Below are 25965 nucleotides of genomic sequence, written 5' to 3' on the forward strand. Positions count from 1 at the left end.
TCCGGGAGCTGGAAGACGAGTGGGATCTCCCGTCACCGTAGGCTCGGAGCTGACCTGCACTCCAGTGCAACCTTTGCAAGGAATGGATGCACGTGACGCAATCCGGGATCGACCTCAATCTGCTGCTCGCCCTCGACGTGCTGCTGGAGGAGCAGAGCGTCCAGGGCGCCGCCCGCCGGCTGCACCTGTCCGAACCCGCGATGAGCCGCACGCTCGGCCGCATCCGCAAGGCGCTCGGCGACCCGGTCCTGGTACGGGCCGGGCGCCGTATGGTGCCGACGCCGCGCGCCCTCGCCGTGCGCGCCGAGGTGAACGCCGTCGTGGAGCGGGCGCGGGCGCTGTTCGCGCCGGCCGCGGACGCCGACCTGCGGACCATCAGCCGTACGTTGACCATCCTGTGCCACGACACTCTGCCCGCCGCCCAGGGCGCCGCCCTCTTCGCCCGCGCGGCGAGGGAGGCGCCCGGTATCCGGCTGCGCTTCCTCAGCGAGAGTCATGTGGACGCGCCGGTCCTGCGCGAGGGCACCGCCGACCTGGAGGTCGGGGTGGTCGACTCCACCGCGCCCGAGGTGCACGTGGAGGTCGTGCGCGAGGACCGGATGCTGGGTGTCGTACGGGCCGGGCATCCGCTGCTGAGAGGGGAGTTGACGGCGGAGCGGTTCGCGGGGGCCGATCATCTGATCGTCTCCCGGCGCGGAAAGCTGCATGGTCCCATCGACACCGCTCTCGCCGAACTCGGCCTGCGGCGCCGGGTGACGGGCACCGTCGGCACCTTCCCGTCCTCGCTGTTCGTGCTCCGGGAGACGGACCTGGTGGGCCTGATCAGCTCCTGGGGGATGCCCCTGGCCGACACCCTGGGGCTGGTGTCCTTCGAGATCCCGCTGCCCCTGCCGCCGCTGCCGTTGGGCCTGGCCTGGCACCCCCGCCACGACGCGGACCCGGCGCACGCCTGGCTCCGGGCGACGGTACGCGACCTGCTGTTCGGCTGAATCAGCCGTCGCGGCACGGGGGCCGGGCCGGTGCGCCGCCGTCCGTCAGCCGCTTCTCGAACCAGTGCCCGGCGTACATGTGCTCCGAGTACGCCGGGATCTCCCGGTAGCCGCCGGCCCGGTACATCGCCTGCGCCTCGCCGAGCACGACGGGCGTGTCCAGCCGTACGACGGCACAGCCGCGGCGCAGTGCGGGGTGTCTGCGGACAGCGGTGGCCGGTTCACGGGGGGACCCCGACTGGTCTCAGGCGAGGTCCAGGGTGACGCGCAGGGCGGCGGAAAACGGCCCGGCTCTTGGTGGCGAGCTGTACCCGCCACGCCTGGCCGCGGGCGAGGGGCGTCACGCGACATCCTCACCGAAGACGTCGGCCAGTTCCTCGGTGTCGTTCGCCGCGCGCTCGCGCCAGGCCCGCACCGCGGGGGCGGCGTCGCGCAGCTGCTGCGCCCGCAGAGCCCGCTCGACGTAGGCCGACAGGTTGCCACCCGTATGCGACGCGGTGGGGCTACCGACGTCACCCCGTAGCGTAGGCATGCCTTTTGTCCGTTTATGTACTTGTTTTCCGTGAGGCAGCGCACTTTCCGCCACGGATTCCGCATGCCGTTCAGGGGTACGGGCATGCGCTCACGGTCCCCGTGGGGGACGCGGAAGTGACCCACGGGCACCGAACAGGAACGGAAGGCAAGTACCGATCATGGCGGACCACATACAGCAGAACGCGGGGCGGACCCATCACGTGGGCGGGGAATGGCAAGGCTCCGTCTCCGGAGCCACGCGCGAGATCCTCGACCCCGCGGACGGCCGGCCGTTCGCCGTGGTCGCCGAGGGTGACGAGAAGGACGCCGACCTGGCCGTCGCCGCGGCCCGCGACGCCTTCGGCGGCGGACAGGGCGCCTGGCCGCGCACCCCCGTCGCCGAGCGCGCCGCCGTGCTGCGCCGCGTCGCCGACCTGCTGGTGCGCGACCGCGACGAGATCGGCCTGCTGGAGAGCCGGGACGCGGGCAAGACCGTCGAGGAGGGCCGCGTCGACGTCGACTGCGTCGCCGACGCCTTCCGCTACTTCGCCGACCTGGTCGCCGGCGAGGCACCCGGCCGGGTCGTCGACGCCGGCACGACCGACGTCCACAGCGTCGTCGTGCACGAGCCGGTCGGCGTGTGCGCGCTGATCACCCCGTGGAACTACCCCCTCCTCCAGGCCAGCTGGAAGATCGCGCCCGCCCTCGCCGCGGGCAACACCTTCGTGATCAAGCCGAGCGAGATCACCCCGCTCACCACGATCGCGCTCATGGACCTGCTGGCGGAGGCCGGAGTGCCCGCCGGCGTCGCCAACCTCGTCACCGGCCCCGGCCACACCGTCGGCGCCCGCCTCGCCGAGCACCCGGACGTCGACCTGGTCTCCTTCACCGGCGGCCTGGCCAGCGGCACCAAGGTCGCCCAGGCCGCGGCCCCCGGCGTGAAGAAGGTCGCCCTCGAACTCGGCGGCAAGAACCCCAACGTCGTCTTCGCCGACGCCTGCGCCACCGACGAGGACTTCGACACCGCCGTCGACCAGGCCCTGAACGCCGCCTTCATCCACAGCGGCCAGGTCTGCTCGGCCGGCGCCCGCCTGATCGTCGAGGAGTCCGTCCGGGACCGCTTCGTCACCGAACTCGCCCGGCGCGCACAGAAGATCCGCCTCGGCCGCGGCACCGCCGACGGCGTCGAGTGCGGCCCCCTCGTCTCCGAGCAGCACCGCGCCAAGGTCGAGGCATACGTCGCCTCCGCGCTTCAGGAGGGCGCCGTGCTGCGCTGCGGCGGCAAGCGGCCCGAACCCTCCGACGTGCGCCCGGAGTCGGGCTGGTTCTACGAGCCGACCGTCCTCGACGCGTGCCACCGCGAGATGCGCGTCGTGCGCGAGGAGGTCTTCGGCCCGGTCCTCACCGTCGAGACGTTCCGCACCGAGGACGAGGCCGTGGCGCTTGCCAACGACACCGAGTACGGCCTCGCCGGCGCCGTGTGGACCACCGACGCGGGACGCGCCCGCCGGGTCGCCGGACAGCTGCGCCACGGCACCGTCTGGATCAACGACTTCCACCCCTACCTGCCGCAGGCGGAGTGGGGCGGCTTCGGCAAGAGCGGCGTGGGCCGCGAACTCGGACCGGCCGGCCTCGCCGAGTACCGCGAGACCAAGCACGTCTACCAGAACCTCGCGCCGAAGCCCGTCCGCTGGTTCGCCGGCTGACCCCCGCTCGTTCCCCGACAGCTTCCTGGAGTAGCACCCCGATGCCCCCCATGCACCAGAACACCCCCCACGAACACGTCTACGACTACGTCGTCATCGGCGGCGGCACCGCCGGCTCCGTCATCGCCTCCCGGCTGACCGAGAACCCCGACACCACCGTCGCCGTCATCGAGGGCGGCCCCAGCGACGTCGGCCGCGACGACGTCCTCACCCTGCGCCGCTGGATGGGCCTGCTCGGCGGCGAACTCGACTACGACTACCCGACGGTGGAGCAGCCCCGCGGCAACTCCCACATCCGGCACAGCCGCGCCCGCGTGCTCGGCGGCTGCTCCTCGCACAACACCCTCATCTCCTTCAAGCCGCTGCCCTCCGACTGGGACGAGTGGGAGGACGCCGGCGCCAAGGGCTGGGGCGCGGTGCCGATGGAGGCGTACTACGCGCGGCTGCTGAACAACATCGTCTCCGTCGACGAGAAGGACCGCAACGCCATCGCCCGCGACTTCGTCGACGCGGCCCAGTCGGCGCTCGGGGTACCCCGCGTCGAGGGCTTCAACCGCAAGCCGTTCACCGAGGGCGTCGGCTTCTTCGACCTCGCCTACCACCCGGAGAACAACAAGCGTTCCTCGGCGTCGGTGGCGTATCTGCACCCGGTGATGGACTCCCGGCCCAACCTGACGATCCTGCTGGAGACCTGGGCGCACAAGCTCCAGATCACCGACGGCCGCGCCGAGGGCGTCCACGTGCGCACCAAGGACGGCGAGGAACTGCTGGTCCGCGCCCGCAACGAGGTCGTGCTGTGCGCCGGCGCCGTCGACTCGCCGCGCCTGCTGCTGCACTCCGGCATCGGCCCCCGCAAGGACCTCGAGGCGCTCGGCATCCCCGTCGTCCAGGACCTCCCCGGCGTCGGCGAGAACCTGCTCGACCACCCCGAGTCGGTCATCGTCTGGGAGACGAACGGGCCCATCCCGGAGAACTCGGCGATGGACTCCGACGCCGGCCTGTTCGTGCGCCGCGACCCGGACCACGCGGGCCCCGACCTGATGTTCCACTTCTACCAGATCCCCTTCACCGACAACCCGGAGCGACTGGGCTACGAGCGCCCGGAGTTCGGGGTGTCGATGACGCCGAACATCCCCAAGCCGAAGTCCCGCGGCCGGCTGTACCTGACCAGCCCCGACCCGGCCGTGAAGCCCGCCCTGGACTTCCGCTACTTCACCGACGAGGACGACTACGACGCCCGCACCCTCGTCGACGGCATCCGCATCGCCCGCGAGATCGCCAAGGCCGAGCCGCTCGCCGGCTGGCTCAAGCGCGAGGTGTGCCCCGGCCCGGAGATCACCTCCGACGAGGACCTGAGCGAGTACGCCCGCAAGGTCGCGCACACCGTGTACCACCCGGCCGGCACCTGCAAGATGGGCGCCGCCGACGACGAACTCGCCGTCGTGGACCCGGAGCTGAGGATCCGGGGCCTGGACGGCATACGGATCGCCGACGCGTCCGTCTTCCCGACCATGACGGCCGTCAACCCGATGATCGGAGTCCTCATGGTCGGGGAGAAGGCCGCAGACCTGATCGGAGGTGAGGCGCGATGACCATGACCGTGCCCACACGCAAGCCCCCCACCACGACCACGGACACCGCCGCCCCCGTCTTCTCCGTCGACGGACTGTGGAAGGTGTTCGGCCCCAAGGCCGACCGGATCCCCGGCGACCCGGAGCTGACCGCGCTGGACGCCGCCGAACTGCGCGCGCGCACCGGCTGCACCGCCGCCGTCCGGGACGTCTCCTTCGACGTGCGCAAGGGCGAGGTCTTCGTCGTCATGGGCCTGTCCGGCTCCGGCAAGTCCACGCTGGTGCGCTGCCTGACCCGGCTCATCGAGCCCACCGCCGGGACCATCGCCATCGACGGCGAGGACGTGCGCGCCATGGACCGCTCCCGGCTGCGCGAACTGCGCCGCCACCGCGCCGCGATGGTCTTCCAGCACTTCGGTCTGCTGCCGCACCGCACCGTCCTCGACAACGTCGCCTACGGCCTGGAGATCCAGGGCCTCAGCAAGGCCGAGCGCCGTGAGAAGGCCGCCGAGATCGTCGCCAAGGTCGGCCTGGAAGGCATGGAGCAGCGCCGCCCCGGCCAGCTCTCCGGCGGTCAGCGCCAGCGCGTGGGCCTCGCCCGCGCCCTCGCCGTCGACCCCGAGGTCCTGCTGTTCGACGAGCCCTTCAGCGCGCTCGACCCGCTGATCCGCCGGGACATGCAGGAGGAGGTCGTCCGCCTGCACCGCGACGAGGGCCGCACGATGGTCTTCATCACGCACGACCTCAGCGAGGCCCTCAAGCTCGGCGACCGCATCGCCCTGATGCGCGACGGCCGCGTGGTCCAGCTCGGCACCCCCGAGGAGATCGTCGCCACCCCGGCCGACGACTACGTCCGTGAGTTCGTCCGCGACGTGCCGCGCGAACAGGTCGTGACCGTGCGCAAGGCCATGCGCCCGGCGTCCGCCGACGAGGCCGGCAGCGGCCCCGCGGTCCGCCCGGACGCCACCGTCTCGGAGGCGATCGAGGCCGTAGCCCGCGCGGGTGAACCCGCCCGCGTCGTCGACCGGGGCCGCTGCCTGGGCGTCGTGGACTCCGAGGCGCTGCTCGCCGTCGTCGCCGGCGCGACCACCGAAGGCCCGGAGGCCGTCTGATGGCCACGATCACCGCGACACCCAAACGCACCGCCCCCGCGTTCCTCACGCACCCCGCGGTCCGCAAGCTCGCCGTGCTCGCCCTGATCGCCGCCGTCGTGGTCCCGCTCGCGGCCGGCCACTGGCCCGGCACCGCCTGGCCGAGCGCGCTCACCGTCGACCTCACCCAGCCGCTCACCAAGGTCAGCGACTGGATCATCGACCACCGCGACAGCCACCCGCTGTTCCTGTACTTCTTCGGCTACGTCTCCAACGCGGTCGTCGTCTCCGTACGCGCCGTCTACCTGCTGCTCCTCGGCCTCGGCTGGGCCGGCGTCACCGCGCTCGGCGCGCTGGTGGCCTGGCGGGCCGCCGGGATGCGGCTCGCGCTCGGCACGGCGGTGGCGTTCCTCGCCTGCGGGCTGCTCGGCATGTGGGTGCCGACCATGCAGACGCTCGCTCTCATGGTCGTGGCCGTCGTCGCGTCCGTTCTGGTCGGTGCCCTCCTGGGGCTGGGCGCCGGACTGTCCGAGCGGCTGGACCGGGCGCTGCGCCCGGTGCTGGACACCATGCAGGTGCTGCCCGCCTTCGCCTACCTGCTGCCGGTCGTCCTGATCTTCGGCATCGGCGTCCCCGCGGCCGTCCTCGCCACCGTCGTCTACGCCGCCCCGCCCATGGCCCGGCTGACCGCGCTCGGCCTGCGCGGCGCCGACAAGGAAGTGCTGGAGGCCGTCGACTCGCTCGGCGCCACCTCACGGCAGCGGCTGCTGACCGCGCGCATCCCGCTCGCCCGCAAGGAACTCCTGCTCGGCCTCAACCAGACGATCATGATGGCGCTGTCCATGGCCGTCATCGCGTCCGTGATCGGCGCCGGCGGTCTCGGTGACCGCGTCTACCAGGCGCTGGCCTCCGTCGACGTGGGCGCGGCCCTCGCCGCCGGCATCCCGATCGTGCTGCTCGCCGTCGTCCTGGACCGGGTGACCGGCGCGGCCGGCGCCGGCCTGCCGCAGGTGCGGCGCGCCGTGGCGGGCGCCGCCCTCGCCGCCCTGGTCGCCGTCGCCCTCGCGGGCCGCTTCGCCGGCGCCCTGGAGTGGCCGTCCGGCTGGACCGTCGGCATCGCCGAGCCGGTCAACCGGGTCGTCGACTGGATGACCTCCCACCTGTACTCGGGCGTGCCCGTGATCGGCGGCACCGCCGAATGGGCCGCGCACTTCACCACCTGGGTGCTGGACCCGGTGCGCTCCGCCCTGCTGTGGCTGCCGTGGTGGTCGGTGCTGCTGATCGTCGCTGCGCTGGCCTGGCTGATCGGCACCTGGCGCACCGCGCTGACCGCCGCCGGTGCCATGGCCGTGATCGGCGTGCTCGGCGTGTGGAAGCCGTCCATGGACACCCTGTCGCAGGTCCTCGCCGCCGTCGCCGTCACCCTCGTCATCGGCTTCGCCACCGGCATCGCCGCCGCGCGCAGCGACCGCTTCGAGAAGCTGCTGCGGCCGGTGCTGGACGTCTTCCAGACGATGCCGCAGTTCGTGTACCTGATCCCGGTCGTCGCCCTGTTCGGCGTCGGCCGCGCCCCGGCCGTCGCCGCGGCCGTCGTCTACGCGCTGCCCGCCGTCGTCCGCATCACCACGCAGGGCCTGCGCCAGGTCGACCCGGCCGCGCTGGAGTCCGCCCGCTCGCTCGGCGCGACCCCCGGCCAGCAGCTGCGCCAGGTCCAGCTGCCACTGGCCCGGCCCGCGCTGCTGCTCGCCCTCAACCAGGGCGTGGTCCTCGTCCTCGCCGTCGTCATCATCGGCGGCCTGGTCGGCAGCGGCGCCCTCGGCTACAGCGTCGTCTTCGGTCTCGCCCAGGGCGACCTCGCCACCGGCCTCGTCGCCGGTATCGCCATCGTCTGCCTGGGCCTGATGCTCGACCGGGTGACCCAGCCGACGGACCGCCGCGCGGGGAAGGGAGCCTGACATGCGTATCCGTACGACAGCCGCCGTCGCGGCGGCGGGCTCGCTGCTGCTGCTCACCGGCTGCGGCGCCGCCGACATGACCAAGCAGGCGTCGCCCTTCGCGAACGCCCGGGGCGCCAAGACGGTCACCCTGTCCGTGCAGTCCTGGGTGGGCGCGCAGTCCAACGTGGCCGTCGCCCAGTATCTGCTGGAGCACAAGCTCGGCTACCGCGTCGACACCGTCCAGGTCGACGAGGTGCCCGCCTGGGACGCGCTCAGCCAGGGCCGCGTCGACGCGATCCTGGAGGACTGGGGCCACCCCGACCAGGAGAAGCGGTACGTCGACGACAAGCACACCATCGCCCGGGCCGGCGGACTCGGCGTCACCGGTCACATCGGCTGGTTCGTGCCGACGTACCTCGCCCGGCAGCACCCCGACATCACCGACTGGCGCAATCTCAACAAGTACGCCTCGCTCTTCAAGACCGCCGAGAGCGGCGGCAAGGGCCAGCTGATGGACGGCTCCCCGTCGTACGTCACCAACGACAAGGCGCTGGTGAGCAACCTGAAGCTGAACTACCAGGTGGTGTTCGCCGGTTCCGAGGCGGCCCAGATCACCCAGATGAAACAGTTCGCCAAGGAGAAGAAGCCCTTCCTGACCTACTGGTACGCACCCCAGTGGCTGTTCAAGAAGGTGCCGATGACCGAGGTGAAGCTGCCGCCGTACAAGGAGGGCTGCGACGCCGACGCGGCGAAGGTCGCCTGCGCCTACCCGCACACCCCGCTGCAGAAGTACCTCAACGCGGACTTCGCGCACCGGGGCGGCAAGGCGGCGGCCTTCCTGAAGAAGTTCCGCTGGACGACCGAGGACCAGAACGAGGTCGCCCTGATGATCGCCGAGCAGAAGCTGTCACCGGAGGAGGCGGCGAAGAAGTGGGTGGACAGCCACCCGTCCACCTGGAAGGCGTGGCTGTCCTGACCGTCAGATCGCCTCGGCGATCTCCTCGAGGGCCCGCGCGGCCCGGCGCTGGAGCCCCGGTCCGAAGGTGATCCGGCTGGCCCCGCGCTCGCCCAGTGCGGCGGGCGTGGGGCCCTCGCCGATCCGCGCGAGGGCGTTCAGCGGCCCCTCGATCCCGGCCCGCAGCAGCGGCAGCACACCGGCGGGGGCGAGGATCGGATACACGCAGTCGGCGCCCGCCGCGACGTACAACGCGGCCCGCTCGACGGCCCGTTCCGGATCGCCGTCGCCGTGGACGAAGGTGTCGACCCGGGCGTTGAGGAAGAGCCGTTCCCCTGCGGCGGCCCGCACCTCGGCCAGGAACTCGGCGTGTTCGCGCGGGTCCTTCAGCCGGCCGCCCGAGGAGTCCTCCAGGTTGCAGCCCACGGCGCCCGCCTCCAGCAGCCGCTCCACCAGCTCCTTCGGGGCGAGCCCGTAGCCGTCCTCGACGTCCGCCGACACCGGCACGTCCACCGCTCGCACGATGCGGGCGACCGCCGCGAACATCTCGTCGGCCGGGGTCGCGCCGTCGGCGTACCCGAGAGACGCGGCCACGCCGGCGCTCGGGGTGGCGAGCGCCGGGAAGCCGGCCCCGGCGAAGACCCGGGCACTCGCCGCGTCCCACGGTCCGGGCAGGACGAGTGGATCGCCGGGGGAGCGGTGGAGGTGCAGGGCGCGGAACGCCTCGGCCTTGTCCATGACGGGCTCCTCGGTCACCATGCGGGGCCTCCCGGCGGGACGCGGCGGCTGACCATCAGCCGGTTCCAGCTGTTGACGACCGCGATCAGCCCGAGCAGATGGGCCAGTTCGCGTTTCTCGAAGTGCGCCGCGGCACCCTCGTACACCGCGTCCGGCACGAAGCCGCCGGCGAGTACGGTCACCGCCTCCGTCAGCGCCAGCGCCGCCCGTTCGCGGGCGCTGTACCGCTCGCCGGCGTCCGGCACGAAGCCGCCGGCGAGTACGGTCACCGCCTCCGTCAGCGCCAGCGCCGCCCGTTCGCGGGCGCTGTACCGCTCGCCGGCCTCCCGCCAGGCGTTCAGCAACTGGATCCGCTCGTCCGACTCGCCGTTCTCGCGGGCGAGCGTCAGATGCATGTCCAGGCAGAACGCGCACTGGTTGAGCTGTGAGGCGCGGATCATCACCAGCTCGGCGAGGACCGGGTCGTCAAGTCCCCGCTTGGCGGCTGCGCCCGCCTGCTGCAACGCGTCGCGGACGCCGGAGTCCAGCAGCGTGGTGCGGGCCGTCACGCGTGCTGACCGGGCCGGTAGTGGCCGGGCGTCATCCGGCAGGTCACGCCGAAGCGGTTCCACGCGTTGATCACCGTGATCGCGGCGATCAGCTGGGCGAGCTCCGCCTCCTCGAACTGCTTGGCGGCCCGCTCGTACACCTCGTCCGGCACGAAACCGTCGGTGAGGACGGTGACCGCCTCGGCCAGCTCCACCGCCGCCAGTTCCCGCTCGGTGTAGAAGTGCCGGGACTCCTCCCAGGCGCTGAGCTGCACGATCCGCTCCACGCTCTCGCCGGCCGCGAGCGCGTCCTTGGTGTGCATGTCGAGACAGAAGGCGCAGTGGTTGAGCTGCGAGACGCGGATCTTCACCAGCTCCGCCAGCTTCGGGTCGAGGCCCTTCCGGGCGGCCACGTCCAGGCGGATCATCGCCTTGTACACCTCGGGCGCGTGCTGCGACCAGTTCAGGCGGGCCGGGGTCTCGGGGGCGTAAGCAATGTTCTCTGAGGTCATGCCCTCGACCCTAGGAGCCGGGCAGCCCAGCGGTATGGTCCATTCCCATGGCGAAACCTTGGGCCACTTTCGGGATCGACCTCCATCTGGAACCGTCCGGTCCCGGCGTCCGGCGGGGCCTGACCGACGCGCTGCGCGAGGCCGTGCGCGGCGGACGCCTCGCCCCCGGCACCCGGCTGCCCTCCTCCCGCTCGCTCGCCGCCGACCTCGGCATCGCGCGCAACACCGTCGCCGACGCCTACGCCGACCTCGTCGCCGAGGGCTGGCTCACCGCCCGGCAGGGCTCCGGCACCCGGGTCGCCGAGCACGCCGCCGTGGCGCGTCCGCAGGAGCGCCCGGCACCGCGTCGCCGCGAGCCCGGCCGCCCCACGCACAGCCTCCTCCCCGGCGTGCCCGACCTGTCCTCCTTCCCGCGCGCCGAGTGGCTCAAGGCCGCCCGGCGCGCCCTGGCCGCCGCGCCCGACGACGTCCTCGGCTACGGCGACCCGCGCGGCCGTATCGAGCTGCGCACCGCGCTCGCCGGCTACCTCGCCCGCGCCCGGGGCGTGCGCGCCGACCCCGGCCGGATCGTCGTCTGCAACGGCTTCGCCCGCGGCCTGAAAATCCTCGCCGAGGTTCTGCACGGCCGCGGCCTGCGCAGCCTCACCGTCGAGTCCTACGGCCTCGACGTGCACTGGGACCTGCTGCACCGCACCGGGCTGACCACCGTGCCGCTGCCCCACGACGACGCCGGGCCCCGGATCGACGCCCTCGGCGAGGGTGGCGCGGTGCTGCTGAACCCCACCCACCAGTTCCCGCTCGGCGGCGCCCTGCCGCCCGAGCGCCGCGCCGCCGCCGTGGAGTGGGCGCGGCGCACCGGCGGACTGATCCTGGAGGACGACTACGACGGCGAGTTCCGCTACGACCGCCAGCCCGTCGGCGCGCTCCAGGACCTCGACCCCGACCACGTCGTCTACCTCGGCACCGCCAGCAAGTCCCTCGCGCCCGGCCTCCGGCTGGGCTGGATGGTGCTCCCCGAGTCGCTCCTGCCGGAGGTCCTGGAGTACGGCGGCGCCCGCTCCACCGGTGTCCTCGACCAGCTCGCCCTGGCCGAGTTCATCACCTCCGGCGCCTACGACCGGCACGTCCGCGCCGCCCGGCTCCGCTACCGGCGCCGCCGGGACGCCCTGGTCGCCGCGCTCGCCGCCCGCGCACCGCAGGTCCGGGTCACCGGCATCGCGGCCGGGCTGCACGCCGTCCTGCGGCTGCCGCCCGGCACCGAGCAGGCGGTGGTGCAGGCCGCGGCCTGGCAGGGCCTGGCCGTCACCGGCCTCGACTACTACCGCCACCCCGACACGACGGCCGACCCCCTCGAGGCCCTGGTGGTCGGCTACGGCACCCCCTCCGACCACACCTGGCCCCGAACCCTGGAGGCGCTCTGCCGCGCGATGCCCTGACGGGCGGCCCGGGCGGGGGCGGCCGTGTCTCGCCGCTCGCTGGGGGCGGCCCCGGCTCATGCCCCCTCGGGGGCGGTTTCCGGTGCCTCTCCGAAGCGGGCCAGAGCCAGGGCCCCGGCCACGGCCACCGCGAACCCCAGGACGGCCAGCCAGGCCAGACCCTCGCGGGTGCGGTCGCCGAGCCAGACCACGCCGATGAGGGCGGGGCCGACCGTTTCGCCGATCACCATGCCGGCCGTGCTCGTCGTCACCGAACCCCGTTGCAGGGCCGACGTCAGCAGCAGGAACGCGGCGCCGCCGCCGAGCAGCAGGGCGTACGCCGCCGGGTCCCGCAGCAGGTCCAGCGGGTCGAGGGAGTCGATGAGCCGGACCGACACCTCCACCACGCCGAAGCCGAAGCCCGCCCCGAGCCCCAGCAGCAGCGCCCGCGTCCGCCCGGCCAGCCGCCCGCCCACCGCGCCCAGCAGCAGCACCCCCGCCGCCGTCGCGAGCATCGCCCAGTCGAGCCCCGCCGGTCCGCTGTCCTCGCCCTCCGTGCCCGAGGCCAGCCCCAGCATCGCCAGGCCCGCGCACACGACCCCCACCGCGGCCCACTCCACCCCGCTCAGCCGCGTGTGCAGCAGCCGCGCCGCGGCCACCGCCGTCACCGCCAGCGACGCGGCGAGGGCCGCGCCGACCGCGTAGATCGGGACCGAGCGCAGCGCCACGATCTGCAGCAGGAAGCCGACGCCGTCCAGCCCGAGGCCCGCCAGATACCGCCACTGCCGCACCGCCCGCAGCAGCAGGGCCGCGTCCCCGCCGCGGCCCGGAGCGGAGGCCGCCCGCGCCGCGATCGCCTGCAACACCGTCGCCGTACCGAAGCAGACCGCCGCGCCGAGCGCGCACACCATTCCGAAGAGCATCAGGCGACTCTAAGCCAGCGGTCCGGGGCAGGGGCTCTTGCACGCCCCCTCTCACCGGTCTCTAGGCTGACAGCCGCGAACGAGACATCCTCGCGACGGAGAAACAACCGCAACCACGGGGGAAAGACATGGCCGACGCACGGCGGCGACTGCGCTCCGGCACGGTGGTCCTCGGCGGGATGGGGCTGCTCGCGGCCGCCCTCACCGCCTGCTCCTCGGACCCGGACAAGCGCTGCGTGGACCGCGACAGTTACAACGCCCTCAAGGGCTACAAGGTCGTCTCCGACAAGAACTGCAAGTCCGGCACGGGCAGCGGCACCTGGTACTACGGCGGCAAGAAGAAGAGCGGCTGGGTCGACGGCGGCTCCTTCACCAAGCCCCGCAAGGGCGGCGGCGGTTCGGGCGGCAGCGGCGGCAGCCACGGCGGCGGTGTCGACCGCGGCGGTTTCGGCGGCGGCCACGGCAGCGGCGGCGGCTGAGGGGGCCCAGGACACATGGAACGCCGTACCGTCGCACCCCGCCCCGGCTGGCAGCAGACCGTGGAGGCGCAGGGCCTGATCTACCCGCTCACCCGCTACCCCGACGACTCCCTGCGCCCCTACTGGGACGAGAGCGCCCACTACGTCTTCTCCCTCGACGAGGTGGAGGCGCTGGAGGAGACCGTCGAGGAACTGCACCGCATGTGTCTGGCCGCCGCCGGCCACATCGTCGCGCAGGACCGCCTCGCCGACCTCGGCATCACCGACCCGCGGGTCGCCGGGGCGGTCACCGAGGCATGGCACCGGCGCGCCGAACTGCCCTCCCTCTACGGCCGGTTCGACCTGCGCTACGACGGCAGCGGCCCCGCAAAACTGCTGGAGTACAACGCCGACACGCCCACCTCCCTGGTGGAGGCCGCGTCCCCGCAGTGGTTCTGGATGGAGGACCGCTTCCCCGGCGCCGACCAGTGGAACTCCCTCCACGAACGCCTCGTCGCCGCCTGGCGCAAGCAGGCGAAGCTGCTCCCTCCGGGCAGCCCCCTGTACTTCGCGCACTCCGCCGCCGACGAACTCGGCGAGGACCTGATGACGGTCGCCTACCTCAAGGAGACCGCCGAGCAGGCCGGTCTGGAGACCGACTGGATCTCCATGGAGGAGATCGGCTGGGACCCGCTGTCGGGCCGCTTCGTCGACAACCGGCTCCGCTTCATCCGCAGCATCTTCAAGCTCTACCCCTGGGAGTGGCTCACCACGGACCGCTTCGCCGGCCACGTCCTCGCCACCCTCGACAACGGCGGCGGCACCGGCTCCACCCTGTGGATCGAACCCGCGTGGAAGATGCTGCTGAGCAACAAGGCGCTGCTGGCGATCCTGTGGGAGCTGTACCCCGGCCACCCCAACCTCCTGCCCGCCTACCTCGACGGCCCCCGCGAACTGGCCGCCGGACCCGGCTGGGTCGCCAAGCCGCTGCTGGGCCGTGAGGGCGACGGCGTGACGGTCCACGAACCGGGCAGCCCACCCGCGGTCCGCGACGAACCCTGCTGCTACCAGCAGCTCGCCCCGCTGCCCGCGTTCGACGGCAACCATGTCGTCCTCGGCGCCTGGGTCGTCGAGGACGAGGCGGCCGGCCTCGGCATCCGTGAGTCCTGCGGCCTGATCACCGACGAGTACGCCCGCTTCCTGCCGCACGTGATCCTTTAGCCCGCATGGTGGACCGCCCCGCCCGGCCGTCCGACGCGGCCGGTAGGCTGGCAGCGGGCCGTGACTGGCGCGCTTGGGATGGGATGGACCATCGGGGAGCGGCCCCTGCGAAAGCTGTGCCGTGCGCCTGGGCCGAACCGTGAACGCCGTACCCACCACGTCCGGAGGTCCCCGATGGCCGACAACGGTCCCCTCTCCACCGAGTCCACCGCCTACCGCGCCGCCCTCGACGTCATCCGCGCCGTCGAACCGCGGGTCGCCGACGCCATCCGCCAGGAGGTCGCCGACCAGCGCGAGATGCTCAAGCTGATCGCCTCGGAGAACTACGCCTCCCCGGCCACCCTGCTCGCGATGGGCAACTGGTTCAGCGACAAGTACGCCGAGGGCACCGTCGGCCGCCGCTTCTACGCCGGCTGCCGCAACGTCGACACCGTCGAGTCCCTCGCCGCCGAGCACGCCCGTGAACTCTTCGGCGCCCGGCACGCCTACGTCCAGCCGCACTCCGGCATCGACGCCAACCTCGTCGCCTTCTGGGCCGTCCTCGCCGACCGCGTCGAGGCGCCCTTCCTGGAGAAGACCGGCGTCCGGCAGATCAACGACCTCAGCGACGCCGACTGGGCCGAGCTGCGCCAGGCGTTCGGCAACCAGCGCATGCTCGGCATGTCCCTGGACGCCGGCGGCCACCTCACCCACGGCTTCCGCCCGAACATCTCCGGAAAGATGTTCGACCAGCGCTCCTACGGCACCGACCCGGCGACCGGTCTCATCGACTACGAGGCCCTGCGCGCCCAGGCCCGCGAGTTCAAGCCGCTGATCATCGTCGCCGGCTACTCCGCGTACCCCCGTCTGGTGAACTTCCGGATCATGCGCGAGATCGCCGACGAGGTCGGCGCGACCCTCATGGTCGACATGGCGCACTTCGCGGGCCTCGTCGCCGGCAAGGTGCTCACCGGCGACTTCGACCCGGTCCCGCACGCCCAGATCGTCACCACCACCACGCACAAGTCGCTGCGCGGCCCGCGCGGCGGCATGGTCCTGTGCGACGACTCCCTCAAGGACCAGGTCGACCGCGGCTGCCCGATGGTCCTCGGCGGCCCCCTGCCGCACGTCATGGCCGCCAAGGCCGTCGCCCTCGCCGAGGCCCGGCAGCCCGCGTTCCAGGACTACGCCCAGCGGATCGTCGACAACTCCCGCGCGCTCGCCGAGGGCCTGATGCGCCGCGGTGCCACCCTGGTCACCGGCGGCACGGACAACCACCTCAACCTGATCGACGTCGCCGGCTCCTACGGCCTCACCGGCCGCCAGGCCGAGCAGGCCCTGCTCGACTCCGGCATCGTCACCAACCGCAACGCGATCCCGGCCGACCCGAACGGCGCCTGGTACACCTCCGGCATCCGCATCGGCACCCCGGCGCTCACCACCCGCGGCCTCGGCACCGCCGAGATGGACGAGGTCGCCGGTCTGATCGACCGCGTCCTGACGGCCGCCGAGCCCGGCACCACGAAGTCCGGCGCCCCCTCGAAGGCCGCGCACGTCCTGGACGCGAAGATCTCCGACGAGATCTCCCGCCGCGCCACCGACCTCGTGGCCGGTTTCCCGCTGTACCCGGAGATCGACCTGGGCTGACCCCGGGCCGGGGGCTCACCCATCGATCAGCTCCTGACGAGGCTCGCCCCGCGGCGGCCCGGCACCGCGCCGGGCCGCCGCGCGGCGTATCAGCAGCGTCCCCGCGACCCCGGCGGCGAGCCCCGCGGCCGCCCACCCCGCGTCCTCCCGCACACCGCCCCCGTGGCCGGCGGCCGGGGCGGCGCCGAGTCCGAGGAAGCCGGCGCCCGCCAGCCGGTCGTACACCGGGCGCGGCGCGCGGTGCCAGCGGATGTCGTCGTCCGGCAGGTCCGGTGCCGGATCGCTCCGCACCCACGGGGTGCCGTCCGCCGCCAGGAACAGCTGGTCCTGGCGCAGCATCGCCACGTCCCCGCCGGGCGCCCGCCGCGTCTGCGGCCAGCCCCCGACCCCGGTCAGCCCCCACAGCACCGTGAACCGCACCGGCGGATACCGCCCCCGGGTCCACTCCTCGGGCACCCGCTCCGTACCGCCGTACGCCGGGTCGAGGAGACCGCGCAGCCGGTCGAAGGCGGCCTCCCCGGCATGCCACGCCTCGGTGCGCCCGGCCCCGGCCCTGACGACCACGGCCACATCGGGCTCCTCGGGCCCGGCGCCGGCCCGCGCCACGGGACGACCGACGGGGCGCGCCCCCGGAGCAACCGGCGCCGCGAGGGCCGGCCCCGGGGCCGCCAGCACCACGAACAGCGCCGACAACACGACGAACAGCCCGGTGAACGCCGCCGGTTGCCTGAGTCCGCCCCGTCGCCGCCGCATCCCGCCCCCACCCGCTCATCCGCTCCCGGCCCGGGACCCGTCCCCCCTCTGATACACCCCCCGGCCCGCCGGTGTCCCCCCTCCCGGCACAGGCGGAGGCTGCGCCACCTGTTGCGCAAGCGGATCGCGGTCGTGAATGATCAACCCCGCTCCCGGCCCGGCGCGGCGCACCCGGCGCCCGCCGTACCGCACCGACCCGCGGCACCGGGACGCCGTCACCCGCGGCCGCCGGCCGCCTTCACACGCACGCATCGGGGGAACGATGACCGCGCACGACGCCACGCCCGCACCAGCCGCTCCGACCGCGCCGGAACCACCGGCGGCACCGGCCGGGGACCGCCCCGCGCCTCCCGCCCGGTCCCGGGGCGCCGCGCTGGGCGGCTGGGTCCTCACCATCGGGCTCAACGTGGCCGCCCCGATCCTCACCTACAACGCGCTGCGCGACCACGGCTGGAGCGAGTTCGCCGCGCTGCTCGCGAGCGGTGCCTGGCCGGTCCTCGACAGCGCCGTCCACCTCGCCTGGCGGCGCCGTCTCGACGAGTTCGCCCTGGTGACCCTGGTGTTCCTGGTGATCACGGCCGTGGTGTCGGTCGTCGGCCCCCACTCGGCCCTGTCCCTGCTGATCAAGGACTCGGTCGTCACCGGGCTGTTCGGGCTGCTGTGCCTGGCCACGCTGGCGGCGCCGCGCCCGCTGATGTTCTACTTCGGCCGCAAGTTCGCCACCGACGGCACGCCCGCGAGCACCGCCTGGTGGAACGGCCTGTGGGAGTACGAGGGCTTCCGCACGACCGTACGGACCATGACCACGGTCTGGGGCGTGGCCTACTGCCTGGAGGCCGTGGTCCGCATCGCGCTGGCCTACACCCTCAGCACCGACACCATGGTCTCCCTCAGCCCCGTCCTGATCTACGGCGTGCTCGGCGCCCTCGCCCTGTGGACGACCCTCTACGGCAAGCGGGCCCGCCGCAAGGGCGAGGAACGCACCGCGGCCCTGGCCGCCGCCCGGGACTGACGACCGGCACCGCCGCCCCGCCCGGCGCCCGCCACCGGCCGGGGCGGCCCCGTCCTGTGCTCGTCGTCCCACCCGCTGTGATCTTGTTACACGGCGCGCGACGATCCGGTTCCCACCTGTTTCCGACCCGTTCCTGTTCGACCCTCCCGCTCTGAGAGAATGGGCCCATGGCTTCCGACCGACCCCGCGTGCTGTCCGGCATCCAGCCCACCGCCGGCTCGTTCCACCTCGGCAACTACCTCGGCGCCGTGCGCCAGTGGGTGGCCCTCCAGGAGTCCCACGACGCCTTCTACATGGTCGTGGACCTGCACGCGATCACGGTCCCGCAGGATCCGGCGGACCTGCGCGCCAACACCCGCCTCGCCGCCGCCCAGCTGCTCGCCGCCGGCCTGGACCCGGACCGCTGCACGCTTTTCGTGCAGAGCCACGTGCCCGAGCACGCCCAGCTCGCCTGGGTCATGAACTGCCTCACCGGCTTCGGCGAGGCCTCCCGCATGACCCAGTTCAAGGACAAGTCCGCCAAGCAGGGCGCCGACCGCGCCTCCGTCGGCCTGTTCACGTACCCGGTCCTCCAGGTCGCCGACATCCTGCTGTACCAGGCGCACGAGGTGCCGGTCGGTGAGGACCAGCGCCAGCACATCGAGCTGACCCGCGACCTCGCCGAGCGCTTCAACGGCCGCTTCGGCGAGACCTTCACCGTGCCGAAGCCGTACATCCTCAAGGAGACGGCGAAGATCTACGACCTTCAGGACCCGTCGATCAAGATGAGCAAGTCGGCGTCCACGCCGAAGGGCCTCATCAACCTCCTCGACGAGCCGAGGACGACGGCGAAGAAGGTCAAGAGCGCGGTCACCGACACCGACACCGTCATCCGCTTCGACCCGGAGAACAAGCCGGGCGTGAGCAACCTCCTCAGCATCTACTCGACCCTCACCGGGGCGGGCGTCACCGAGCTGGAGGAGAAGTACGACGGCAAGGGCTACGGCGCGCTCAAGACGGACCTCGCCGAGGTCATGGTCGAGTTCGTGACGCCGTTCCGGGAGCGCACCCAGAGTTACCTGGACGACCCCGAGACGCTGGACTCGATCCTCGCCAAGGGCGCGGAGAAGGCGCGTGCCGTGGCCGCGGAGACCCTGGCGCAGGCCTACGACAAGGTCGGATTCCTGCCGGCCAAGCACTGACCCGGCCGGAGCGGCACCCGAGCGGAGACAGTACGGCGGCTCACCCTGCGCGGTGAGCCGTACAGCACACGTCCGCACCCGCCCAACACCGCGGCGGCAGCCGTACAGTCGATAACCGACGGCTGCCGCGGCAGCCACCCCTGCCCCGGACCCGCCGGGACAGCACGACGACAGGAGACGACGTGGGGACCGTAACGATCGGCGTGTCGATCGCGGTCCCGGAGCCTCACGGCAGCCTGCTCCAACAGCTGCGCGCGGGCTTCGGTGACGCCGCCGCCCACGGCATCCCCACGCACGTCACACTGCTGCCGCCGACCGAGGTCGACGCCTCGGCCCTGCCGGACGTCGAGGCGCACCTCACCCGGGTCGCCGCGGCCGGCCGCCCCTTCCCGATGCGGCTGGAGGGCACGGGCACCTTCCGCCCGCTGTCCCCGGTCGTGTACGTCAAGGTCGTCGAGGGCGACCAGGAGTGCACCCGGCTCCAGCAGCAGGTGCGGGACTCCTCCGGTCCCGTCGAGCGGGAGCTGCAGTTCCCCTACCACCCGCACGTCACGGTGGCGCACGGCATCGACGACGCCGCCATGGACCGCGCCTACGCGGAACTCGCCGGCTACGCGGCCGACTGGTCCTGCACCGGCTTCGCGCTGTACGAGCAGGGCGCCGACGGTGTGTGGCGCAAGCTGCGCGAGTTCACCTTCGGCGGCGCGGTGGTCCCGCCCCAGGCCGGCAGCGTGGAACAGGGCTCCCTGCGCTAGCGGGCCGCCCGGCTAGAGCGGCAGCCTGCGGAACACGCCCCGCGGCAGGTGCCGCAGCGCCGTCATCACCACGCGCAGGGCGCCCGGCACCCACACGGTCTCCGAGCGGCGGCGCAGGCCGAGTTCGATGGCGGCGGCGACCGCCTCCGGCGTCGTCGCGAGCGGTGTCTCCTCCCGCCCGTCCGTCCGCGGTGCCCGCACGCTCCCGGGGCGTACGACCATGACGTGCACGCCGGTGCCGTGCAGCGCGTCGCCGAGGCCCTGCGCGAAGGCGTCCAGGCCTGCCTTGCTGGAGCCGTAGATGAAGTCCGAGCGGCGGGCCCGCTCGCCGGCCACCGAGGACAGCACGACGAGCGAGCCGTGGCCCTGGCCCTGCAGGGCGCGGGCGCTGACCAGGCCCGCGCTGAGGGCGCCGGTGTAGTTGGTCTGCGCGACACGGACCGCGGCGGACGGCTCGCGTTCGTCGCGCGCCTGGTCGCCGGGCACCCCGAAGGCGAGCAGCACCACATCGATGTCGCCCTCCGCGAAGACCTTGCCGAGGACCGTCTCGTGGGCCTCCGGGTCGAGGGCGTCGAAGGCGACGGTGCGCACGTCGGCGCCGAGGGCGCGCAGGCTCCCGGCGGCCCGCTCCAGACCGGGAGAGGGGCGCCCGGCCAGCCACACGGTGCGGGTGCGGCGGGCGATCAGCCGGCGCGCGGTGGCGAGCGCGATCTCGGACGTGCCGCCGAGGACGAGCAGGGACTGGGGGAGACCGAAGGCGTCCTTCACGAGTGGCTCCTGGGGGTCACGGGCGGTCGTCACAGACCGAGGCGGCGGGCGAGGTCGGAGGTGAACACCCCGCCCGGGTCCAGCTCCGCGCGCAGCCGGCGGAAGTCGGCCAGGCGCGGGTACATCGCGGTGAGCAGGTCCGGGCGCAGCCGGGCGTCCTTGGCGAGGCAGACCCGGCCGCCAGCCGCGGCGACCTCCTCGTCCAGGGCGTCGAGGAGGGCGGCGAGACCGGGCAGGTGCGCCGGGAGGTCCAGCGCGAGGCTCCAGCCGGGCGCCGGGAAGGACAGCCAGCCGGGGCCGGTCTCCCCGAAGCGCTTCAGCACGGCCGGGAAGGACGGGCAGCGGTGTTCGGCGAGGCGGCGCACGATCCGGCGCAGGGTGTCCTCCTCGCCGTATCCGAGGAGGCACTGGTAGTGCACGAGCCCGCGGCGCCCGTACAGGCGGTTCCAGTGCGGGACGCCGTCGAGGGGGTGGAAGGAGGTGCTGATCGGGCGCAGTTCGGTACGCGTGCGTGCCGCCCTGCGGTGCCGCAGCTCTCCGGCCAGCGCCGCGGTGGTGCGGCCGAGCAGCCCCGCGGGGACGAAGGCGGGCGGGGCGGGCAGCCGGCGTGGGCGGAAGGACGGCGGTTCCTGCCACGCGCGGGTGCCCGGGCGCAGGGCGGCCGCCGGCGCGTGGTCGGCGTGGGTGACGATGCCCCGGCCGGTGGCGGCGCCGCGGGCGAGCAGGTCGATGCGGGCGGTGGCGTGGCGGTGGCGCCGGGCGGCGTTCGCCAGGCGGGCCATCACCTCGTCGAGGTCACGCGCGCGTTCGGTGCCGACACACATGAGGGCCGTCTCGACGGGCAGCAGCCGGAGCGTGACCGTGAGGATCACCCCGGTCAGGCCCAGGCCGCCGGCGGTCGCGTCGAACAGCGGGGTGCCGTGGGGGACGGTGTGCACGGAGCCGTCGGCGGTGAGGAGTTCGAAGGAGAGCACATGGCGGGAGAAGGTGCCGGCGACGGGGTGGTCGCTGCCGTGCACGTCACCGGCGAGCGCCCCGCCGACCGTCACCCGGCGGGTGCCGGGGACGACCGGGACGAACCAGCCGAGCGGCAGCAGTACCTGCATCAGCCGGTGCAGGGAGACCCCCGCGTCGCACAGCACGGTTCCGTCGTCGGCGTCCACGACATGGACGCGGTCCAGGCCGGTCATGTCGAACACGTGGCCGCCGGCGTTCTGCGCGGAGTCCCCGTACGCCCGGCCCAGCCCGCGCGCGATGCCTCCGCGGGGCCCGCAGTCCCGGACGGCGGCCACGGCCTCCGCGTAGTCGCGGGGGCGGATCAGCCGGGCGGTGGTGGGGGCGGTGCGGCCCCACCCGGTGACGGGCACGGTGTCGGTTGCCATGAAAAGACGCTATCGACACGATATGCGACGTTGGTTTACTAACATTCCGACTCTGCACGAAACGGGTGATAAGTGAGACAACGGCCGTGCATCAGCCGGCCGTGGCAAGGGGAGATCACGAGCATGGACTGGCTGACAGGACTCCCCGTCATCGGACCGCCCCTGAAGCGGCTGATGGTGACGCACGCGTGGCGGTCGTACGAGCGGCTGGACCGGGTGAAGTGGACCCGGCTGGCGGCCGCGATGACCTTCGTCAGCTTCGTCTCGCTCTTCCCGCTGCTCACCGTGGCCGCCGCGATCGCCGCCGGCACGCTCGGCGCCGACCAGCAGAAGACCCTCGAGGACAAGATCGCCCAGCAGGTCCCCGGCATCTCCGACCAGCTCGACATCAAGGGCCTGGTGGACAACGCCGGGACCGTCGGCCTCATCGCCGGCGCGGTGCTGCTGTTCACCGGCATCAACTGGGTGGGCCAGATGCGGGACTGCCTGCGCGCGGTGTGGGAGCTGCCGGACACCGAGGAGAACCCCCTGCTGAGCAAGGCCAAGGACGGCGGCATCCTGCTCGGTTTCGGCGGCGCGGTGCTCGTCACGCTCGCCGCCTCCACGGTCGCCTCCGCCGCCGTCGGCTGGATCGCCCACCAGGCCGGCCTCGACGAACACGGCTGGGGCAGCGCCCTGCTGCGCGTCGCGGCCTTCGCCGTCGCCGTCCTCGCCGACTTCCTGCTCCTGCTGTACGTGCTCACCCTGCTGCCCGGCGTCGAACCCGCGCGCCACCGTCTGGTGGTCGCCGCCCTGCTCGGCGCGGTCGGCTTCGAACTGCTCAAGCTGCTGCTCAGCGGCTACATCCAGGGCATCGCGGCGAAGAGCATGTACGGCGCGTTCGGCGTCCCCGTCGCCCTGCTGCTGTGGATCAACTTCACCTGCAAGCTGCTGCTGTACTGCGCCGCGTGGACGGCGACGCTCAGCAAGGAGGAGGAGGGCGTCGCCGCCGACGAGGCGGAGGAGAAGGAGGAGGAAGCGGTCAGCGCCGACGCCCGACAGGCCAACGGCGGTTGACGACGAACGCGCCGCCGCCCAGCAGCACCAGCGCCCCACCGGCGATCCCGAGCGCGATCCCCATCCCGCCGGAGCCGCTCGCGGTCGCCGCGCTCGCCGCCGCCTTGCCGCCGGAGACCCCGCCCGACGCGGTGCCGCCCGAGGTGCCCGAGGAGGCCGTGGCGCCGGGCTGGGCGCCGCCGCCGACGCTCCTGGGCGCCACCAGCTCGCCCACCGGCCGCACCTTTCCGGCCGCCTGGAAGCCCCAGTCGAACAGCCGCGCGGTCTCCTTGTAGACCTCGTTGTGCTCGTTCTTCTCCGGGTGCATCACGGTGACGAGCAGCACATGGCCGCCCCGCTCGGCGACACCGGTGAAGGTGGCGCCCGCGTTGGTGGTGTTGCCGTTCTTCACGCCCGCGATGCCCTGGTAGACGGGGACGTCGTGGTCGGTGCCGCTCAGCAGGCGGTTGGTGTTCTGGATCTCGAAGGGCTGGCGGACCACTTTGCCCGACTTGTCCTTCTTTGTCTCACCCGGGAACTCGGCCTTCACCGTCGAGCAGTATTCGCGGAAGTCCTTCTTCTGCAGTCCGGAACGGGCGAACAGCGTCAGGTCGTAGGCCGAGGAGACCTGCCCGGGAGCGTCGTAACCGTCCGGGCTGACCACATGCGTGTCGAGCGCCTGGAGTTCCTCGGCGTGCTGGTTCATCTCCTTCACGGTGGCCTCGACGCCGCCGTTCATCGACGACAGCACGTGCACCGCGTCGTTGCCGGAGCGCAGGAAGACACCGAGCCACAGGTCGTGGACCGTGTAGGTCTCGTTCTCCTTTATCCCGACCAGGCTGGAGCCGGCGCCCATGCCCGCCAGGTCGCTCGGCACCACCTTGTGCTGCGTGGAGGCGGGGAACTTCGGCAGCACCGTGTCCGCGAACAGCATCTTCATCGTGCTCGCCGGTGCCAGCCGCCAGTGCGCGTTGTGCGCGGCCAGCACCTCACCCGACTCGGCGTCGGCGACGATCCAGGAGCGCGCGGTGACGTCCTTGGGCAGCACCGGAACCCCGGCGGCCAGGTTGGCCTGCGTGCCCGGCCGGCCGAGTTCCGCGCCGCCCACCTGGGACATGGACGCCGGCGGAGTGGCGGACGGGCTGGGCGGGGGCGCCGGGGCGGCGAGGGCCGCCGGCGCGGTCAGCGCGAGGGACAACAGGGTCGCGGAGGTGACCAGCAGGGATCGCCTGCCGGTCCTGCGGTGAGCGGGCACGACGCAGAACGTACCTCCCGCGCCCGCCGAAGTCCCGCCCCGCCCCCCACCCCGGACACGGAACCGGACACGCGGCGGCGATACTGGGTCCATGAAGCTCAGCCGCCGGGTCTCGTGGTTCCTGCTCGCCTTCGGGGTGTGGAGTCTCGTCATCTGGGTCACTTTCATCAAAAACTTGATCAAGGACAGCAGCGGGCTGGCCTTCGACGACGGTCACCCGACGGCGTACTTCTGGGTGCACCTGCTGCTCGCGGTCGTTTCCTTCGTATTGGGGACGGCCATCGGGGTCATCGGGTTGCGTGGAGTGCGCGCACTGCGCCGAACGTCATAGCCGACCGGCCGGAACCGGACCGTCAACGGGGGACACGACACGGTGGTCATCGTCTTCGCGCTCGTGGCGCTGCTCGTGCTCGCCGTCCTCGTGTCGGCCAACTGGTACGTGTGGCGGCGCCTGTTCCGCGACACGACCGAGACGCCCGGCCGCACCCGCCGCCTGGGCGCGGCCCTGATCGCCGGCGGCTGGGCGGCGGCCTTGGGCGCGCTCGTCGCCGAACGCACCGGCGCCCCCTTCTGGCTCCAGCGCGTCCTCGCCTGGCCGGGGTTCCTGTGGCTGGCCCTGTCGGTCTACCTGCTGCTCGCCGTCCTCGCCGGCGAGCTGCTGCGGCCGCTGCTGCTGCGGCTGCCGCTCCGGCGCGGGGCGGCCGTGGCGCGACCGGAACCCGTCCCCGCCGGCGCACCCGCGCAACCCGCCGATCCCTCGCCCCCGCTGCCCGTCACCGACCCCTCCCGCCGCCTGGTCGTCTCCCGCTTCGTCGCCGGGGCGGCGGCCGCAGCCGCCGTCGGCACCGTCGGATACGGCACCTACGGCGTGCTGCGCGGGCCGAGTGTGAAACGTGTCACGGTGCCGCTGGCCAAGCTGCCGCGCGCCGCGCACGGTTACCGGATCGCCGTGGTCAGCGACATCCACCTCGGCCCGATCCTGGGCCGCGGCTTCGCGCAGAAGGTCGTCGACACGGTCAACGCCACCCAGCCCGACCTGATCGCGGTCGTCGGCGACCTCGTCGACGGCAGCGTCAAGGACCTCGGCCCGGCCGCGGCCCCGCTCGCCCGGCTGCGGGCCCGGCACGGCGCGTACTTCGTCACCGGCAACCACGAGTACTTCTCCGGCGCCGAGCAGTGGGTGGAGGAGGTCCGGCGGCTCGGTCTGCACCCCCTGGAGAACGCCCGCACCGAGATGCCCTGGTTCGACCTCGCCGGCGTCAACGACATCCAGGGCGAGAGCGAGGGCCACGGCCCGGACTTCGCCCGCGCCCTCGGCGACCGGGACACCACGCGCGCGTGCGTGCTGCTCGCCCACCAGCCGGTGCAGATCCACGAGGCCGTCCGGCACGGCGTCGACCTCCAGCTCTCCGGTCACACCCACGGCGGCCAGCTGTGGCCCGGCAACCTCGTCGCCGCGGCAGCCAACCCGACCGTGGCCGGTCTGGAGCGCTACGGCGACACGCAGCTGTACGTCAGCCGGGGCGCCGGTGCCTGGGGCCCGCCGACCCGCGTCGGCGCCCCCTCGGACATCACGGTCGTCGAACTGGCGTCACGACAGGCCTGAGCGAACCTTCACGAATCAACCAAATCCTCTTCCGCT

General features: G+C 73.1%; 26 protein-coding genes and 1 riboswitch. Of the genes, 16 read left to right on the plus strand and 10 right to left on the minus strand.

Annotated elements, in window-relative coordinates:
* Window positions 1-86: 86 nt before the first annotated feature.
* On the plus strand, window positions 87-989 hold the full coding sequence (locus tag AB0E88_RS20585; protein WP_361632293.1) for a LysR family transcriptional regulator: 903 nt from the start codon (window positions 87-89) through the stop codon (window positions 987-989).
* A gap of 1 nt (window position 990) precedes the next feature.
* On the opposite strand, the gene AB0E88_RS20590 is transcribed toward AB0E88_RS20585, so the two are convergent.
* Window positions 991-1137 (minus strand): hypothetical protein, encoded by a 147-nt coding sequence (locus AB0E88_RS20590; RefSeq protein WP_361632295.1) that lies wholly within the window; start codon window positions 1135-1137, stop codon window positions 991-993.
* Between the two features lie 192 nt (window positions 1138-1329).
* Window positions 1330-1521, minus strand: a complete 192-nt coding sequence (locus AB0E88_RS20595) for a hypothetical protein (protein ID WP_361632297.1) — start codon at window positions 1519-1521, stop codon at window positions 1330-1332.
* A 160-nt stretch (window positions 1522-1681) separates the two neighbouring features.
* On the opposite strand from AB0E88_RS20595, the gene AB0E88_RS20600 reads away from it, so the two are divergent.
* Genes AB0E88_RS20600 through AB0E88_RS20620 form a run of 5 tightly spaced genes read left to right on the plus strand, consistent with a single transcriptional unit; the run spans window position 1682 to window position 8783 of the window.
* Window positions 1682-3208: an aldehyde dehydrogenase family protein gene (locus AB0E88_RS20600; protein WP_361632299.1), complete on the plus strand. Its 1527-nt coding sequence runs from the start codon at window positions 1682-1684 to the stop codon at window positions 3206-3208.
* 50 nt (window positions 3209-3258) lie between these two features.
* Window positions 3259-4800 carry a GMC oxidoreductase gene (locus tag AB0E88_RS20605; RefSeq protein ID WP_361632301.1) on the plus strand — a complete coding sequence of 514 codons (1542 nt, stop codon included), beginning with the start codon at window positions 3259-3261 and terminating at the stop codon, window positions 4798-4800.
* Window positions 4797-5891 carry a glycine betaine/L-proline ABC transporter ATP-binding protein gene (locus AB0E88_RS20610; RefSeq protein ID WP_361632303.1) on the plus strand — a complete coding sequence of 365 codons (1095 nt, stop codon included), beginning with the start codon at window positions 4797-4799 and terminating at the stop codon, window positions 5889-5891. Before AB0E88_RS20605 ends, AB0E88_RS20610 begins: the two co-directional genes overlap by 4 nt.
* Window positions 5891-7825, plus strand: coding sequence for an ABC transporter permease subunit (locus AB0E88_RS20615; protein ID WP_361632305.1), 1935 nt, complete (start codon window positions 5891-5893; stop codon window positions 7823-7825). Before AB0E88_RS20610 ends, AB0E88_RS20615 begins: the two co-directional genes overlap by 1 nt.
* 1 nt (window position 7826) lies before the next feature.
* Window positions 7827-8783 carry an ABC transporter substrate-binding protein gene (locus AB0E88_RS20620; protein ID WP_361632307.1) on the plus strand — a complete coding sequence of 319 codons (957 nt, stop codon included), beginning with the start codon at window positions 7827-7829 and terminating at the stop codon, window positions 8781-8783.
* A 3-nt stretch (window positions 8784-8786) separates the two neighbouring features.
* Here AB0E88_RS20620 and AB0E88_RS20625 read toward each other — a convergent pair whose 3' ends face one another.
* From AB0E88_RS20625 to AB0E88_RS20635, 3 genes are read right to left on the minus strand one after another with little or no spacing between them, the layout of a single operon-like run.
* Window positions 8787-9500, minus strand: coding sequence for an isocitrate lyase/phosphoenolpyruvate mutase family protein (locus AB0E88_RS20625; protein WP_361632405.1), 714 nt, complete (start codon window positions 9498-9500; stop codon window positions 8787-8789).
* A gap of 14 nt (window positions 9501-9514) precedes the next feature.
* Window positions 9515-10048 (minus strand): carboxymuconolactone decarboxylase family protein, encoded by a 534-nt coding sequence (locus tag AB0E88_RS20630; RefSeq protein ID WP_361632309.1) that lies wholly within the window; start codon window positions 10046-10048, stop codon window positions 9515-9517.
* Window positions 10045-10539 carry a carboxymuconolactone decarboxylase family protein gene (locus tag AB0E88_RS20635; RefSeq protein ID WP_361632311.1) on the minus strand — a complete coding sequence of 165 codons (495 nt, stop codon included), beginning with the start codon at window positions 10537-10539 and terminating at the stop codon, window positions 10045-10047. Before AB0E88_RS20635 ends, AB0E88_RS20630 begins: the two co-directional genes overlap by 4 nt.
* A 47-nt stretch (window positions 10540-10586) precedes the next feature.
* On the opposite strand from AB0E88_RS20635, the gene AB0E88_RS20640 reads away from it, so the two are divergent.
* Complete coding sequence (locus AB0E88_RS20640; RefSeq protein WP_361632313.1) at window positions 10587-11975, plus strand: PLP-dependent aminotransferase family protein; 1389 nt, start codon at window positions 10587-10589, stop codon at window positions 11973-11975.
* Between the two features lie 56 nt (window positions 11976-12031).
* On the opposite strand, the gene AB0E88_RS20645 is transcribed toward AB0E88_RS20640, so the two are convergent.
* Complete coding sequence (locus tag AB0E88_RS20645) at window positions 12032-12865, minus strand: DMT family transporter (RefSeq protein WP_361632407.1); 834 nt, start codon at window positions 12863-12865, stop codon at window positions 12032-12034.
* A 140-nt stretch (window positions 12866-13005) separates the two neighbouring features.
* On the opposite strand from AB0E88_RS20645, the gene AB0E88_RS20650 reads away from it, so the two are divergent.
* From AB0E88_RS20650 to AB0E88_RS20660, 3 genes are all read left to right on the plus strand, one after another.
* Window positions 13006-13356, plus strand: a complete 351-nt coding sequence (locus AB0E88_RS20650; protein ID WP_361632315.1) for a hypothetical protein — start codon at window positions 13006-13008, stop codon at window positions 13354-13356.
* A 15-nt stretch (window positions 13357-13371) separates the two neighbouring features.
* Complete coding sequence (locus AB0E88_RS20655; RefSeq protein WP_361632317.1) at window positions 13372-14556, plus strand: glutathionylspermidine synthase family protein; 1185 nt, start codon at window positions 13372-13374, stop codon at window positions 14554-14556.
* 50 nt (window positions 14557-14606) lie between these two features.
* Window positions 14607-14696, plus strand: a riboswitch (ZMP/ZTP riboswitch).
* A gap of 34 nt (window positions 14697-14730) precedes the next feature.
* Window positions 14731-16182, plus strand: coding sequence for a glycine hydroxymethyltransferase (locus AB0E88_RS20660; protein ID WP_361632319.1), 1452 nt, complete (start codon window positions 14731-14733; stop codon window positions 16180-16182).
* A 15-nt stretch (window positions 16183-16197) separates the two neighbouring features.
* Here the strand turns inward: AB0E88_RS20660 and AB0E88_RS20665 are convergent, their stop codons facing one another.
* Window positions 16198-16935, minus strand: coding sequence for a hypothetical protein (locus tag AB0E88_RS20665; protein ID WP_361632321.1), 738 nt, complete (start codon window positions 16933-16935; stop codon window positions 16198-16200).
* Window positions 16936-17197: 262 nt separating this feature from the next.
* Between AB0E88_RS20665 and AB0E88_RS20670 the strand changes: the two genes are divergently transcribed.
* The 3 genes from AB0E88_RS20670 (at window position 17198) to AB0E88_RS20680 (ending at window position 19883) form a co-directional block, all read left to right on the plus strand.
* Window positions 17198-17947, plus strand: coding sequence for a VC0807 family protein (locus AB0E88_RS20670; protein ID WP_361632323.1), 750 nt, complete (start codon window positions 17198-17200; stop codon window positions 17945-17947).
* Between the two features lie 167 nt (window positions 17948-18114).
* Complete coding sequence (trpS, locus tag AB0E88_RS20675; RefSeq protein WP_361632325.1) at window positions 18115-19128, plus strand: tryptophan--tRNA ligase; 1014 nt, start codon at window positions 18115-18117, stop codon at window positions 19126-19128.
* 182 nt (window positions 19129-19310) lie between these two features.
* Entirely contained in the window at window positions 19311-19883 is a 573-nt protein-coding gene (locus tag AB0E88_RS20680) for a 2'-5' RNA ligase family protein (protein ID WP_361632327.1), read from the plus strand.
* A gap of 12 nt (window positions 19884-19895) precedes the next feature.
* Here AB0E88_RS20680 and AB0E88_RS20685 read toward each other — a convergent pair whose 3' ends face one another.
* Both AB0E88_RS20685 and AB0E88_RS20690 read right to left on the minus strand, forming a co-directional pair.
* Window positions 19896-20651 carry a decaprenylphospho-beta-D-erythro-pentofuranosid-2-ulose 2-reductase gene (locus AB0E88_RS20685; protein ID WP_361632329.1) on the minus strand — a complete coding sequence of 252 codons (756 nt, stop codon included), beginning with the start codon at window positions 20649-20651 and terminating at the stop codon, window positions 19896-19898.
* A gap of 29 nt (window positions 20652-20680) precedes the next feature.
* A complete protein-coding gene (locus tag AB0E88_RS20690; RefSeq protein WP_361632331.1) occupies window positions 20681-22033 on the minus strand; it encodes an FAD-binding oxidoreductase in 1353 nt (450 codons plus the stop codon).
* A gap of 123 nt (window positions 22034-22156) precedes the next feature.
* On the opposite strand from AB0E88_RS20690, the gene AB0E88_RS20695 reads away from it, so the two are divergent.
* Complete coding sequence (locus AB0E88_RS20695; RefSeq protein WP_361632333.1) at window positions 22157-23089, plus strand: YihY/virulence factor BrkB family protein; 933 nt, start codon at window positions 22157-22159, stop codon at window positions 23087-23089.
* Here AB0E88_RS20695 and AB0E88_RS20700 read toward each other — a convergent pair.
* Window positions 23055-24323 (minus strand): D-alanyl-D-alanine carboxypeptidase, encoded by a 1269-nt coding sequence (locus AB0E88_RS20700; RefSeq protein WP_361632335.1) that lies wholly within the window; start codon window positions 24321-24323, stop codon window positions 23055-23057. The two genes, AB0E88_RS20695 and AB0E88_RS20700, sit on opposite strands and share 35 nt — an antisense overlap.
* A 91-nt stretch (window positions 24324-24414) precedes the next feature.
* Here AB0E88_RS20700 and AB0E88_RS20705 point away from each other — a divergent pair, with 91 nt between their 5' ends.
* Window positions 24415-24654, plus strand: a complete 240-nt coding sequence (locus tag AB0E88_RS20705) for a hypothetical protein (RefSeq protein ID WP_361632337.1) — start codon at window positions 24415-24417, stop codon at window positions 24652-24654.
* 42 nt (window positions 24655-24696) lie between these two features.
* A complete protein-coding gene (locus AB0E88_RS20710; RefSeq protein ID WP_361632339.1) occupies window positions 24697-25929 on the plus strand; it encodes a metallophosphoesterase in 1233 nt (410 codons plus the stop codon).
* Window positions 25930-25965 lie beyond the last annotated feature (36 nt).

The sequence above is a fragment of the Streptomyces sp. NPDC028635 genome (assembly GCF_040637635.1).
Taxonomy (GTDB): domain Bacteria; phylum Actinomycetota; class Actinomycetes; order Streptomycetales; family Streptomycetaceae; genus Streptomyces.